Origin of the sequence: Actinocrinis sp. (assembly GCF_035938995.1) — a bacterium.
In the GTDB taxonomy this organism is placed as follows: Bacteria; Actinomycetota; Actinomycetes; order Streptomycetales; family Catenulisporaceae; genus DASZGI01.
In genome coordinates, this window is record NZ_DASZGI010000389.1 from 1 (window position 1) to 13,230 (window position 13,230).

General features: G+C 70.8%; 16 protein-coding genes. 8 read left to right on the plus strand and 8 right to left on the minus strand.

Features of this window, described 5'->3' with window-relative positions:
- A partial coding sequence (locus VGZ32_RS26805) for a methyltransferase domain-containing protein (RefSeq protein ID WP_326888995.1) occupies window positions 1–930 on the plus strand: 930 nt, incomplete at its 5' end.
- Window positions 931–1,026: 96 nt separating this feature from the next.
- Here the strand turns inward: VGZ32_RS26805 and VGZ32_RS26810 are convergent.
- From VGZ32_RS26810 to VGZ32_RS26820, 3 genes are all read right to left on the minus strand, one after another.
- Window positions 1,027–2,319 carry an NAD(P)/FAD-dependent oxidoreductase gene (locus tag VGZ32_RS26810; protein WP_326888996.1) on the minus strand — a complete coding sequence of 431 codons (1,293 nt, stop codon included), beginning with the start codon at window positions 2,317–2,319 and terminating at the stop codon, window positions 1,027–1,029.
- A gap of 170 nt (window positions 2,320–2,489) precedes the next feature.
- Window positions 2,490–3,068 carry a hypothetical protein gene (locus VGZ32_RS26815; RefSeq protein WP_326888997.1) on the minus strand — a complete coding sequence of 193 codons (579 nt, stop codon included), beginning with the start codon at window positions 3,066–3,068 and terminating at the stop codon, window positions 2,490–2,492.
- Window positions 3,069–3,171: 103 nt separating this feature from the next.
- On the minus strand, window positions 3,172–3,513 hold the full coding sequence (locus VGZ32_RS26820; protein WP_326888998.1) for a hypothetical protein: 342 nt from the start codon (window positions 3,511–3,513) through the stop codon (window positions 3,172–3,174).
- Between the two features lie 381 nt (window positions 3,514–3,894).
- Here VGZ32_RS26820 and VGZ32_RS26825 point away from each other — a divergent pair, with 381 nt between their 5' ends.
- From VGZ32_RS26825 to VGZ32_RS26835, 3 genes are all read left to right on the plus strand, one after another.
- Window positions 3,895–4,521 carry a dihydrofolate reductase family protein gene (locus VGZ32_RS26825; RefSeq protein ID WP_326889000.1) on the plus strand — a complete coding sequence of 209 codons (627 nt, stop codon included), beginning with the start codon at window positions 3,895–3,897 and terminating at the stop codon, window positions 4,519–4,521.
- A 135-nt stretch (window positions 4,522–4,656) separates the two neighbouring features.
- On the plus strand, window positions 4,657–4,980 hold the full coding sequence (locus tag VGZ32_RS26830) for a YciI family protein (RefSeq protein WP_326889001.1): 324 nt from the start codon (window positions 4,657–4,659) through the stop codon (window positions 4,978–4,980).
- Window positions 4,981–4,982: 2 nt separating this feature from the next.
- Window positions 4,983–6,209 (plus strand): RNA polymerase sigma factor, encoded by a 1,227-nt coding sequence (locus VGZ32_RS26835; protein ID WP_349263767.1) that lies wholly within the window; start codon window positions 4,983–4,985, stop codon window positions 6,207–6,209.
- Window positions 6,210–6,234: 25 nt separating this feature from the next.
- Here the strand turns inward: VGZ32_RS26835 and VGZ32_RS26840 are convergent, their stop codons facing one another.
- On the minus strand, window positions 6,235–7,200 hold the full coding sequence (locus VGZ32_RS26840; protein ID WP_326889003.1) for a PDR/VanB family oxidoreductase: 966 nt from the start codon (window positions 7,198–7,200) through the stop codon (window positions 6,235–6,237).
- A 158-nt stretch (window positions 7,201–7,358) separates the two neighbouring features.
- Window positions 7,359–7,550: a hypothetical protein gene (locus tag VGZ32_RS26845; protein ID WP_326889004.1), complete on the minus strand. Its 192-nt coding sequence runs from the start codon at window positions 7,548–7,550 to the stop codon at window positions 7,359–7,361.
- A gap of 221 nt (window positions 7,551–7,771) precedes the next feature.
- Between VGZ32_RS26845 and VGZ32_RS26850 the strand changes: the two genes are divergently transcribed.
- Window positions 7,772–8,317, plus strand: a complete 546-nt coding sequence (locus VGZ32_RS26850; RefSeq protein WP_326889005.1) for a hypothetical protein — start codon at window positions 7,772–7,774, stop codon at window positions 8,315–8,317.
- 167 nt (window positions 8,318–8,484) lie between these two features.
- Here VGZ32_RS26850 and VGZ32_RS26855 read toward each other — a convergent pair whose 3' ends face one another.
- Window positions 8,485–8,769 (minus strand): acyl-CoA carboxylase subunit epsilon, encoded by a 285-nt coding sequence (locus VGZ32_RS26855; RefSeq protein WP_326889006.1) that lies wholly within the window; start codon window positions 8,767–8,769, stop codon window positions 8,485–8,487.
- Between the two features lie 546 nt (window positions 8,770–9,315).
- On the opposite strand from VGZ32_RS26855, the gene VGZ32_RS26860 reads away from it, so the two are divergent.
- Both VGZ32_RS26860 and VGZ32_RS26865 read left to right on the plus strand, forming a co-directional pair.
- On the plus strand, window positions 9,316–10,068 hold the full coding sequence (locus tag VGZ32_RS26860; protein WP_326889007.1) for a class I SAM-dependent methyltransferase: 753 nt from the start codon (window positions 9,316–9,318) through the stop codon (window positions 10,066–10,068).
- A complete protein-coding gene (locus tag VGZ32_RS26865) occupies window positions 10,061–10,831 on the plus strand; it encodes a hypothetical protein (protein ID WP_326889008.1) in 771 nt (256 codons plus the stop codon). The genes VGZ32_RS26860 and VGZ32_RS26865 overlap by 8 nt, the downstream gene beginning before the upstream one ends.
- Here VGZ32_RS26865 and VGZ32_RS26870 read toward each other — a convergent pair.
- On the minus strand, window positions 10,818–11,879 hold the full coding sequence (locus VGZ32_RS26870) for a polyprenyl synthetase family protein (RefSeq protein WP_326889009.1): 1,062 nt from the start codon (window positions 11,877–11,879) through the stop codon (window positions 10,818–10,820). The genes VGZ32_RS26865 and VGZ32_RS26870 overlap by 14 nt on opposite strands.
- 142 nt (window positions 11,880–12,021) lie before the next feature.
- Here VGZ32_RS26870 and VGZ32_RS26875 point away from each other — a divergent pair, with 142 nt between their 5' ends.
- Window positions 12,022–12,588, plus strand: a complete 567-nt coding sequence (locus tag VGZ32_RS26875) for a DJ-1/PfpI family protein (RefSeq protein ID WP_326889010.1) — start codon at window positions 12,022–12,024, stop codon at window positions 12,586–12,588.
- 203 nt (window positions 12,589–12,791) lie between these two features.
- On the opposite strand, the gene VGZ32_RS26880 is transcribed toward VGZ32_RS26875, so the two are convergent.
- The coding region (locus tag VGZ32_RS26880; RefSeq protein WP_326889011.1) for a SixA phosphatase family protein at window positions 12,792–13,230 on the minus strand (439 nt) is incomplete at its 5' end.

Below are 13,230 nucleotides of genomic sequence, written 5' to 3' on the forward strand. Positions count from 1 at the left end.
ATGTCCCAACCGGAGACCGGCCGCGTCCAGTTCGGCCGCCTCGTCGACGCCGACCTGCGCGTGGATCTCCTACCGCCCCTCCGCGACATCGACACCGCCCCCGACGCATACGCTGCCGCCGACCTCGTCCCCCACGGCGTATTCGCCCGCCGCCTCGCTTCCATCGCCCGCGCCTCGCGCGCCTCCGTTCCCGCGACCACCCGGCCGGTCCCTGCCGTCATCCCCGACGCATGGGACGGCCCCATGCCGTCCACGTGGCCAACCCCCGCCCCCGTCGCCCCGGCCTCCTGGAGCGGTCCGGTCTCGACGAGCTACGAGCGGGCGCTGTGGCTCACCCTCACCCAGGATGCCGGTTGCCTGCCGATTCTCCTGGAAGGCGAGGACGGCGAGTCGGTCGAGCTCGACGTGGCCCGCTACGCCGCCGCTCCCGACGCCGCCGACACCGCGCTGCTCGACCGGTGCACCGGCCCGACGCTGGACATCGGCTGCGGACCCGGCCGGCTGTCCGCCGAACTCGCCCGGCGCGGCATCCCCTCCCTCGGCGTCGACGTCGCGCCGGTCGCGCTGCTGCTGGCCCGGGCAGCTGGGGCGACCACGCTGCGCCGCTCGGTCTTCGACCCACTGCCTGGCGAGGGGCGTTGGCCGCACGCCTTGCTCATCGACGGCAACATCGGCATCGGCGGCGACCCGGCAGCTCTGCTCACGCGCGTCAAGGCGCTGCTGATGCCGACCGGCGGCGAACTCGTCGTCGAGACCGCCTCCGAGGACGTCGATGAACGCCACCGGCTCAGAGTCGACGGCCGCGGCACGGCGCTCCCGTGGGCCAGGCTCGGCACCGCCGCCCTGCGCGCCGTCGCTGAACAGCTCGGCTATGCGGTCAACGCGCAGTGGCAGTCGCAGGACCGCCACTTTGTCGCGTTGACCACCTGAGGAGCGCTGCCTCACCGCGCCGCATGCTCACGCGCGGCACGTCGACGCACGGAACGCTCCCTCCCGCGCGCCCGCTCGCCAACCTGCCGCGGCAGCTCAGTCCTCGTCCTTGCTCTCCTCCACGGGTGCGCCCGCGTCGACGTCGGGGCCCGCCTCGGCACCCGCAAGGGAGCCGAGCGGGACTTCGGGGTCTGCGAGCGCGTCGGGATCCACGGTCGCCCCCGACAAAATCAGGGCATTGATCGGATCGACGAGGTCCCACTCGTTGACCGGCATTCCGGCCAGCACCCGGCCCCCGCCGAGCCAGAACGCGATGAACTGGCCGCTCTCGGGCGCGCCGCGGGTGACGACGGAGTCGTAGCCGCCCGGTTCGACCAATCCGGTGAGCTCCATGCCGAGGTCGTACTGGTCTGTGTAGAAGTATGGCAACCGGGTGTACTGCGCCTCCTCGCCGAGCATGCCCGCCGCGGCGATCTCGGGCTGGTTCAGCGCGTTGGCCCAGTGCTCGACCCTGACTCGGCGGCCTAGCTCGGGATGGTGCGCCTCGGCGATGTCGCCGACCGCGAAGATGTCCGGGTCCTCTGTACGCAGCCCCGCATCCACGAGCACGCCGCTCCCGACCTCGAGCCCTGCGTCCTGGGCCAGCTGGATGTTCGGCACCGCGCCGATGCCGATGAGTACCGCGTCCGCCGGCAACACCTCGCCGCCGCGCAGCCGCACGCCGGTCGCGTAGCCACCCTCCGTGACGATCTCCGCGACCTCCTCGCCGAAGCGGAGGTTCACCCCGTTGCGTCGGTGCAGGTCGGCGAACACCTTTGCCATCTCGGGCCCGAGCGCGCGCAGCAGCGGCAGCTCCATCGCCTCCACCACGGTCACCTCGACCCCGGCGGCGCGCGCCGCGGCGGCCGTTTCGAGTCCGATCCAGCCGGCGCCGACGATGACCAGCCGCTCGGCCTGCCCGAGCACGGACTTCAGCCGTTCGGAGTCATCCACCGTGCGCAGGTAGAGCACCCGATCCGCGTTCGCGCCGAGGACAGGCAGGTGGCGCGGGCTCGAGCCGGTCGCGAGCAGCAGCTTGGAGTACGGGATCCGGCTTCCGTCGGTCAGCCGCACCTGCCGATGGTCCCGGTCGATGGCGGCGGCGCGGCGGCCGAGGCGCAACTCGACGTCGTGCTCGGGGTACCAGGACTCCTCGTGCACGAAGATCTTCTCGCGCTCGCTCTTGCCGGTCAGATACTCCTTCGACAGCGGCGGCCGCTCATAGGGGCGGTGTTCCTCCTCCCCGACCAGCACGAGCGGGCCGTCGTACCCCCGCTCGCGCAGGGCCTCGGCGGCCTTGGCGCCCGCCAGTCCCGCGCCGATGATCACGAAAGGTTCGGACGCTGACATCGGTACTCCTCGTCGGTCCCGCTCCGCTTCCGGCCGCCCGATCTTGGACTAGGGCTCGATGCCACTCTAATCACGCGCACTGGCCGTGTCCTGTGCTGACCGGCGGATTGCGCCCGGACGCGCGAAGCGGCGGCCGGACGGGTCCGGCCGCCGCCTTCAGCAGGTCACCGTCAACCGTGGAAGCTGGACGGGTTGTAGCACTTGTTGTTCGACGAGTTGAACAGCGGGGTCGTGTCGACCGGTTCGTTGCTCGGCGGGTTAACGATCACCGCTTCGGAGTTCTGGGTCAGATTGTCCTCGCAGTTGATCACGTCGTTCGAGTTGCCGCCCTGGCCGCCGATCCAGAGGTCGATGTGGTACAGGTGCGGGCCGCCGTCGGGGCCGTGGCCCGTCCAGTCCTGGTCGCACTCGACGCAGTCGTCCTCCATGATGAAGTACCGGTGCAGGTAGGGGTAGTAGACCTTGGTGCCGATCTTCAGTTCGGACTTGTCGGTCGCGTAGGTGATCGGGTTCGAGTAGGTGCCGACACCGGACGCCACGTTGTGCAGCGTCGGGTTGCCGTCGCTCTTCGGGTAGGCGATCGCGTTCCCGGGCGGGGAGTTGTCCGGCCAGCCGTACAGGGTGACCAGGAAGTTCCTCGTGGTGCTGGCCTGAGCGGCGGGCGCGGACGCGAAGAGACCGAAGGCCGCCATCGCGAGCCCGAGCAGACCACCGACCAGCGCCAGCAGGCGCGGCTTGGTCAGTCGCATGGTGGGTAGTTTCTCCTCTTGCTTTGATTCAGTGTGCTGTTGAAATCACGCCGTGCGCCGCCGGTGGTACGTCGAGGACTCCTTCCTGTCTCGTGGGCCTTTATCAGACCTGGAGCGGTCCGTGGACCTCCAGGTGGCTTTGGCCGCCGACGATCGCGGAGCCGCCGGCCGCGATGCGGACGATGAAGATGAAGTGGTCGAACTCGCCGGGCGCGAACGCGTCGCGGCCGGGGCGATCCGCTGTCAAGACGGTCCCGCCGCAGTCGTCGCGGGACGCGGGGAGCGGATCAGCGGCGCGGCTGATCGGCGCGGAATCGGAGAATGCCCCCGCTCCCGAGTCGCTCGGGGCGGGGGCAGAGGCCGGGGCGGAAGCGGAGGCCGGACGTCCGGCCTCCGCGATCCCCCAGCCGGCGAGCAGGATGGCGGTGGCGAGTGCGGCGCCCACCGCCACGCACAGCGGACGTGATCGGGGACGGCGACCACCACTCGCCTGAAGACCACCGACGTCCGCGCACAGGGGACCCGCCCCTCCTGCTGCGCCCTTCCGAGGAGCCATTGTTCTCCGCGAGTTAGTCAACTTTCCTAACTTTGGAGGAACGGTACGCCTACAGCGGAAGCGGGTCAAGAGACAGGGTGGTCAAAAGCTGCGCGCGGGCAAAGCGGTGGGATCGCTGGGCAGGGCAGGGAGCTCAAAGCCGTGCGAGGGGCGATGCCGTGCGAGAAGATCTTCGAAAGAAACCGGGAGGCGGTGTCGGATCGGGGCGGGGGTGTTCGTAGCAGGGGTGAGCGGCCGCCCACGAGGGCGCCCCGGACCATAGGAGATGACATGAAGCTGACGGCCACGATCCAGGTCTCCGTCGATGGGGTGATGCAGGGAAACGGCGGGCTGCATCTGGAGGACCGCAGGCGCGGATTCGAGCGCGGCGGATGGGCCAGGCCGCTGTTCGACAACGAGTCCATGACGTTCGTCGACCAGCTCTACCAGCGCGCCGACGCGTTCCTGTTCGGCCGGCGCACCTACGAGGTCTTCGCCCCCTACTGGGGAGCCATGGCGAATTCGGCCAGCCCGATCGCGGCGGCGTTGAACACGCGGCCCAAGTACGTGGCATCCACCACGCTCACCGACCCGAATTGGGCGGACACGACCGTCCTGTCCGGTGACCTCGCCGCGGCCGTTCGCGAGCTGAAGGCCAAGCCGGGCGGGGAACTGCAGGTGCACGGCAGCGGCGACCTTACCCGGTGGCTGCTCAACAACCAGCTTGTCGACGAGATCAACCTGCTCGTCTGCCCCGTGGTCGTCGGCCAGGGCACGCGGCTGTTCCCCGAGGCCGGGCTGGACATGGCGCTCGAACTGGTCGACTCGCGAGCCTATCCGAAGGGGATAACGCTCCACGTCTACCGGCCCAACGGGCGCCCGCAGTATGCAACTGACGTGCCGACCCCGAGCAGGTGACCTAGGTGGCGCCGAAACGACCAGAGCGTCCTCGAAAGAAATCCAGGGGCGGTGTCGGATCGGGGCGCAGGTGTTCGTAGTAGGGGTGAGCGGCCGCCCGCGAGGGGCGCCCCGAGACACAGGAGATGATCCGAGATGCAGTACCTGTTTTCCGTGATCCATGACGATTCCGGCCTCGCGACCCCCGACGAGGACGCAGCGATCGATGTGTTCAACGCGCGGATTCAGGCCGAGGGCCACTGGGTCTTCGCCGCCGGCCTCGCCTCGCCCAGCACCGCCACCGTCATCGACAACCGGGGCGAGGAGGCGATGTTCACCGACGGGCCCTTCCTGGAGTCGAAGGAGTACCTCGTCGGCTTCTGGATCATCGAGGCCCCAGACCTGGACGTGGCGCTCAAGCTGGCAGCCGAGGGGTCGAAGGCGTGCAACCGGAAGGTCGAGGTGCGGCCGATCCTGTGAGCGTGATCGACGTCCAGGCGGCGATCACCCGGGCCCACCACGAGGAGTGGGCGCGGGTGGTCGCCGCCCTGACCCGGCGTTTCGGTGACCTCGACATCGCCGAGGAGGCGGCGGCCGAGGCGTTCGCGACCGCCGTGGAGCGGTGGCCGGTCGACGGCGTGCCGCCCAATCCAGGCGCCTGGCTGACCACCACCGCCCGCCGCAAGGCCATCGACCGGATCCGGCGCGAGAACAAGCGCGACGACAAACACAAGGAGGCTCGGCTGTTGTACGACGACGACCCGCCCGAGCCTCTAGGCCCCATCGACGACGAGCGGCTCCGGCTGATCTTCACCTGCTGCCACCCGGCGCTCGCGGTGGAGGCCCGCGTGGCGCTGACGCTGCGCATGGTCGCCGGCCTGACCGTGCCCGAGATCGCCCGTGCCTTCTTGGTGCAGGAGAGCGCGCTGGGGCAACGGATCACCCGCGCCAAGGCCAAGATCAAAGCGGCGCGCATCCCCTATCGGGTGCCGTCCGCGCAGGATCTGCCGACACGCGTCTCCGGCGTACTGGCCGTCCTGTACCTAGTCTTCAACGAGGGCTACCTGGCTACCGGCCCCGATACCGATCCCGTGCGCGGCGACCTGACCGCCGAGGCGATCCGGCTGGCTCGCCTGATCCGCGCCCTCATGCCGGCCGACGGTGAGGTTGCCGGGCTGCTGGCACTGATGCTCCTGATCGAGGCCCGCCGCACCGCCCGGGTGTCGGCAAGCGGCGAACTGGTCGCCCTCGACGAGCAGGACCGCGGGGCCTGGGACACTGCGCTGATCGCCGAGGGCCACCGGCTGGTACGCGAGCGCCTGGCCTCAGGGGTGGCCCCGGGTCGCTACCAGATCCTCGCGGCGATCAACGCCGTGCACACCAGCGCCCGCGACACACGCGACACCGACTGGTCCCAGGTCGTCGCCCTCTACGACCAGCTGGTCCGCCTCGACCCGTCGCCGATCGTCGCCCTGAACCGGGCCATCGCCCTCGCCGAGCTCGACGGCCCGCAGGTGGCCCTGGCAGCCGTCGACCGTCTCGAAGACAAATTGGCCGGCTACCACCCCTACCACGCGACCCGCGCCGACCTGCTGCGGCGGCTGGGCCACAGTCGCGAGGCGCGCGCAGCGTACGACAGAGCCATCGAACTGGCCGGCAACACCGCCGAGACCACCGTCCTGACCCGCCGCCGCGACCAACTGGGGTAGTCGCGCGGCTCCGCGGACCGGGCCGTCAGAGGTCGAGGACAAGGCGCGGGCTGAGCGAACGCGACACGCAGATCAGCACGGCGTCTCCGGCCTCGCGCTCGTCGTCCGTAAGGACGCTGTCGCGGTGCTCGGGGCTGCCCTCGACGACCAGGGTCTCGCAGGTGCCGCAGGTTCCCTCGCGGCAGGAGAAGGTGGCCTCCACCCCCACGCCCTCGACCACGTCCAGGATCGAGCAGCCCGGCTTGACCAGGAGGGTGTGGCCGCTGCGAGCGAGTACGACCTCGAACTCGCGTTCGCTGGCCCGCTCCTCCTCGCTGATCTCCTTGGCGGTGAAGCGCTCGGTGTGCAGCGTGCCCTCGGGCCAGTCGGCGGTCGCGTCCTCCATCGCCTGGAGCAGCGGCTCCGGGCCGCAGGAGTAGACGAGCGTGCCGGGCCGGGGCCGGCCGAGGAAGGTCTTGAGATCGAGCAGGCCGTACTGGTCCTGGGGCCGGATCTGCACGTGCGATCCCCGCGCGGCCAGCGACTCGGCGAAGGCCATCGAGTCCGTGGTGCGCCCGCCGTAAAGCAGGCTCCATGGGATGTTCGCCCGGGCCGCCGCTTCGAGCATGGGCAGGATCGGGGTGATTCCGATGCCGCCCGCCACGAACAGGTAGCGCTGCGCGGGCTCTTGGCGGAAGTGGTTGCGGGGGCCGCGCACGCGGATCTGCTCACCGGCCGCCAGGCGATCGTGCACGAACGCTGAGCCGCCACGGCCAGTCGGCTCCCGCAGGATGGCGACGCGCCAGGAGGCGCGGTCGGCCGGGTCGCCGCACAGCGAGTACTGGCGCACCAGGTCGTCGGTCAGCAGCAGATCGATGTGCGCTCCGGGTTCCCACTCGGGCAACTCGCCCCCGTCGGGGCGGACGAGGGTGAGCGCGAGCACTCCCTCGGCGAGCCTTTCGCTCGCGGAAACGGTGACGGTGAGGACGGGCTCGGAAGTTGAGGTCGTCATACCTTCGCCAAGGGCTCGAGGGGCAGTGTCCTGCGTCTGTTCGGCAGCGGCCGACGGCATTGACCGTCGCCGCCACAAACGTCGCAGCGTTGTCAGAGTGGCGATTTGCGTTAAGGACGGGCCGGACCCGCAGTTAAGGCCGAGCAAAGCCGCCGACATCACGCGTGGTCGCCGAGCCGTTCACGGGCGCGAGAGTGCGGCAGTCCGGCGCTCCAGGTCGACGTCGCACGGATGCTCACCGCGCCCTGTCCGCCGGGGAGCACGTTCACATCGCCGTCGTCCACGGTCACGTCGACCACCGAGACGGCGTGCGTGGCGGTCCAGGACGTCGTCGCAGTCTGCTGAATCAACCAGTCATAGGCGCTTCCCGGGACCTGGTCGCGGCGCGGCGGAAGCACTCATGATCAGGAGCCTAGGCGGCAGCGCGGCCACGCCGCCAGGGCGCAGGGTTCAGATCGGGGGTGTAGCCAGCCATACCCCCGAGTCGGCGCCGTGCGTTACTGAATCGCACCGCCTCAAGTCAGCACTCTTGATTCATGCGAGAGCCGATGTCGAGGACGGGGAGTGCGCAATGAGTACCGTGACGATTTCCGGAATTAACAGGACAACGGACCGGATCGGGAGGCAGCGGGGGACGCGGACGCTCGACCAGGTGCGCGGGGGCGCCGCGATCGCGGCGTCGCGGGTGGCGGACGTCTCGAGCGCGGCAGCCGGCGTCTCGAGTACGGCAGGAGCGGCGGCCGGGCCGCGGTGGACGCGCTGGATCGGGATCGGCCTGACGGGGGCCGGGCTGGCGATGGTGCCCTGGTTGGGAGTGCTCGCGACCGGTCTTCCCGCGAGCTACCACGCCGGGAACTGGAACGCCGCCTGGGTGGGACTCGACGCGCTGGAAGCCCTCGGCCTCTTCGCCACGGGAACGCTGCTGCGCCGCCGAGATCCGCGCGCCGCCCTCACCGCCGCGGCGACGTCGGCGCTGCTGTGCGTCGACGCCTGGTTCGACGTTCTCACGTCAGCGCCCGCGGACCGGGTCACGGCGATCGTGATGGCGGCCGGTGCCGAGCTTCCGATCACCGCCCTGTGCGCGGTGCTGGCCGTGCGGACGTTCCCACAGCGGTGAGAGCGGAAGGCTTGCGGAAGGCGGGTCGATGCGCTGCGCGCCGCGCGATCTTTCGCCGCCGCCCGGCCGTCGCCCGAACGCGCGCATGGCTGGAACCGGGTCGCCCTCAGACCCGGTTCCAGCTGCTTTTATCCCCTTGTCGGCCGCGCTCGGGCGCGGTCCGTGGATCAGGCGGCGCGCATCCAGGACGACGGCGACCGGTACACGACCGGCTGCGGGCGGTCCCAGGAGGCGACGGGCGGCAGGTGGACGACGTTGTCCAGTCCGTCCTCGGCGGCGTTGCGGGCGCGGACGTGCGCGAGCGCGACCACCAGCGCGGCCACCTCGGTGGGGTTCGGGTTGCCCCGCAGCACCTTGAGGATCGCCGTCTCGGCGGACACGCCGTCGTTCACGGCGTCGTCGGCGGCGGCCTGGTCCCGCGCGGCCCTGGCGTCAGCGAGTGAGATGGTCATACAACCAAGGAGGTCATAGCGGACTAATCCCGCGCTTGCGACGCGGTTGAGCGCGGCAAGCGGTCGCGACGCGACCCGCGCCGAGCGGCCGGGCGAAGGCGTCTCCAGGGTCTGATCAGCGACGACCCCGGCGATGCGCCCTCCCCGCCGGGTGAACCCGGGCCCGGTTCCGGGTGCTCATCCGGGTGCAGCCCGACGTGCTCGCGCTCGCTGCCGTCGACGTTCTCGCGTAGGACGCCGCGCAGGCCGCGCGACCGACTCGACTCGGCCGGCACCAGATCCAGCAGCGCATCACGTTCCCGCGCTCCTTCGGCACGTCGACGGACAGGGCCGACGGCGACTCGCGGTCGCGCGCCGGTCGGGATGACAGAAGATACCGCACGCCCCGTGAGCGGATCGGAGCGCCGTGAGCAGCGAAAGCGGCGACGATCGAGGTCCGGACGGGTGCGTGCACTGAGTCCAGTTCGTCTGTTGTCACCTTCTCGCCAGTCGCGCGGCACCCGGCGTCCCACATAGTCCGGCCGTGCCGGGGGAAGGGGAGGGACCATGCGCACCCAGTGGGACACCGAAGCCCAGGCGAACGCTTTCACCCAGGGCCTTTTCGACGGCTTGCCCGGCCGCTACGACCTGCTCGCCGAAGTGCTGTCCTTCGGCCAGAACCGCCGGTGGCGGCACGCGATGGTGGACGGCGCGCTGAGCGTCGCGCCCCGGCCCCAGCGGGTCCTGGACGTGGCCACCGGAACCGCCGGAGTGGCCCTCGCCTGGATCGACCGCGGGCCGGCGGACGTCGACGTCACCGGCGTGGACCTGACCGAGAAGATGCTGCGGCGCGGCAGGCGCCGGGTCGCCGAGCGCCGCGCTTCCGACCGGATCCGCCTGGTCGCCGGCCGGGCCGAGCAGCTGCCGTTCCCCGACGGCGCCTTCGACGCGCTCACCTTTACCTACCTGCTGCGCTATGTCACGGATCCCGCCGCGACGTTGCGCGAACTCGCCCGGGTCGTGCGGCCCGGCGGCGCCATCGCGAGCCTGGAGTTCGCGGTGCCCGAACATCCGGTGTGGCACACGGCGTGGCGCGGATACACCCGCGGCGTGCTGCCGGTCGCGGGCTTCGCGACCGGTGGACGCGAGTGGGCGCAGGTCGGCTGGTTCCTCGGACCGTCCATCAGCGACCACTACAGCCGCCACCCCGTCTCCGACATCGTCGAATACTGGCGTGCCGCCGGGATCGAGGAGCCCCGGGTCCGCCGGATGAGCCTGGGCGGCGGCCTGGTGATGTGGGGACGCAAGTCGGATGCCTAATCCGGGGCCGTCCGCGCCCGATCTGCCGGCCCCCGCCTTTTACGCCCGCCGCAGCGGCCCGCTCGCCGACTGGTGGACCCTGCTGCACCCGCCATACACGCTTTGGCACATTTCCTATGCCGCTCTGGGCGCGGCGCTCGCCCCACGCGTCGATTGGGCGATCCTCGGCGCGACAGTCCTCGCATTCGCCCTCGCCGTCGGTGTCGCGGCGCACGCGCTGGACGAATGGAACGGCCGCCCGCTGCGCACCGGGATCAGCGCACGCGCGCTGTGGATCGCGGCGATCGTGTCGCTCGCGGGCGCCTGCGCTCTCGGCGTGACCGCGGTGAATCACGCGGGCGCGATCCTCATCCCGTTCATCCTGGCCGGGGTCGTCCTCGTGCTCGGCTACAACCTCGAGCTCTTCCACGGCGCCCTGCACACCGACCTCGGGTTCGCACTCGCGTGGGGCGCGTTCCCCGTCGCGGTCGGTTACGTCGCGCAGGCTCCGCCGCTTCACTCACCGAGCATCGTCGGCACCGTACTCGCGGTCATCTCCGCCACCGCCCTGTCCGCAGCCCAGCGTCGCCTCAGCACTCCGGCCCGTCTGCTGCGCCGCCGAGCCACCGGTGTCGACGGGGCGATCCGCTTCGCCGACGGCACCTCGATTCCCGTCGATCGCAGCACTCTGCTCGCACCGCTCGACGGAGCGCTGCGGCTGCTCTCCTACGCTGTCCCCGCGCTCGCCGCCGCGGCCCTCATCGCCCGGGTCAGCCGGTGGTGACCATCACGACGAGCGTGCTCAACGGCTCCCGCACGGCCTCGCCGACCAGCGGCATCGCCGCGAGCGCCGCCAGCGCCTGATCTCCGAGTGCCGCGATGCGCTGTTCGACGGCCGTTCGCGCGCCGGTGTCCTCGATCACCGCGCGCAGCGCGTCCACCGCCGCGTCGGTTCCCTTCTCGGTCAGCTCGGCCAACCGCGCTCGCCCCGCCGAATCAGACCTCAGGTAAGCCTCCGCGAGCAACGCAGTGCACTTACCGTCCTTCAGGTCGTCGCCGGAGGGCTTGCCGCTGGCGTCCGGATCGCCGAACGCGCCGATCACGTCGTCCCTGAGCTGAAAAGCCGTGCCCAGCGCGATGCCGTACTCGTCGAACCGCGACAGCAGCGCCTCGTCCGCCCCGGCGAGCGCTCCGCCGAACCGCAGCGGGCCCTTCGTGGTGCACGCCGCCGTCTTGGCCCGGGCGGCTTCGAGGGCTTCGTCGAGTTCGAACGAGCCGCGCGCCTGCATCAGCAGGTCGAGATACTGGCCGCGGATGGTCTCGGCCCGCATCTCGTCGTAGACCGGGCGGCCGCGTTCGACGACGGTCAGTTCGAGACCGCTCTCGCGCAGCAGGAGATCCGCCCACACCATGCACAGGTCCCCCGCCGCTATGGCGACGGCGTTGCCGAAGCGCTCGGCCGGACCGCGCCATCGCTGTGCGGCGTGCCGCCGCGCGAAGATTCGGTGCACGGCCTCGCCGCCGCGCCGTGTCGCGGAACCGTCCATGACGTCGTCGTGGATCAGGGCACAGCCATGCAGCAGCTCGAGACTGCACGCCGCGCGCACGATCGCGTCGTCGACCGGGCGGCCCGCCCCGCTCCAGCCGAGCAAGCAGAGCGCCGCGCGCAACCGCTTCCCACCGCGCATGACCAAGTCGGCCGCGCCCTGCACGAGGGCCGCTCCGCCGCCCCCCACCTCCGCGATCCGCGCCCCGAGAAAGTCCTCCAGCACCTGGTCGACCCGGGGACGCACCGCCGCAAGATCCGGCACCGGCTCGCGAAGAGTCGTCAAGGCCCGTGCCACTCCTCGCGCGCTGATCGAGTACCTGGTCTGGCTCCATACAACACCAGATCCCGCGCCTTGCCCACCCGCCACAGCAGGCGGAGCATAGCCGGGAGAGGACACCAACCGGGACGCTCCTAGGGAGGAACCCATGACCAAGGTGTTGATCTTGACCGGCGACGCCGCCGAAGACCTCGAGGTGATGTACCCTTACCAGCGCCTTCTCGAAGAGGGCTACCAGGTGGACATCGCCGCCCCCGCCAAGAAGAAGCTCCAGTTCGTCGTGCACGATTTCGTCGACGGTTTCGACACCTACACCGAGAAGCCCGGCCACACCTGGCCTGCCGACCTCGCGTTCGCCGACGTGAACCCCGCCGAGTACGCCGCGGTCGTGCTGCCCGGCGGACGGGCGCCCGAATACATCCGAAACGACCCGGAATGTCAGCGGCTCATCCGGCACTTCTTCGCCGAGGACAAACCGATCGCCCAGCTGTGCCACGGCCCGCTGATCAGCGCCGCCGCCGGGGTGCTCGCCGGCCGCCGCTCGTCGGCGTACCCCGCGCTCGCCACGGACCTGGAAGCCGCCGGTGCGCAGTTCATCGACGGCGAGGCGGTGGTCGACGGAATGCTGGTCTCCGGTCGGGCGTGGCCGGACCACCCGGCATGGATGCGCGAGTTCATCAGGCTCCTGCGAGCCAAGGCGCCAGCCACCGACTGAGACGCGACGTCACGGCCACCGACTGAGGCACGGCGCCAGAACGCAAGGGCCACCAGGGCTCATCGCCGACGCCTGACACAATGCGCCACACGGTCACCCGGCGTCGCATGGTCACCCGACAACGCACCATCAATGCCCATCGAAGCTCACAAGTCCACTCCGGCGGTCGCCACGTGCGGCCGCCGGGCTCGTTTCAAAATCCCTCAGAAATCCCGCGGCACGGCGAACCGAGTCAGCTGCGCGCCGCCGGGAGCGAGCGCCGACCACGCTCCGGGAGCCTGAAGGACAGCGATCGCGCAGGTCGGGTACTTCTCGGTGACGCGCTCGAGATCTCCCTCAGACGCCGCGTCCCCCGCCAGCGCGACCGTCAGCCCCTGCATTCCCGGATTGTGCCCGATGAGCATCACCGAGCGGGCCGACGGCGGCGCCCCGCGGACTACCGCGAGCAGCGCCGCCACCCCCGCTGCATAAACGCGCTCGTCGTATTCAACCGGAGGTTCGGCCGACCAGACGCCGCTGACCAGCGCGAGCGTCTCGCGGGTACGCCGCGCCGGAGAGCAGATCACCCGGTCGGGTACGAGCCCTTCGTCCTTCAGCCATCGCCCTGCCCGAGGCGCGTCCGATCGCCCTCGGTCCGCGAGC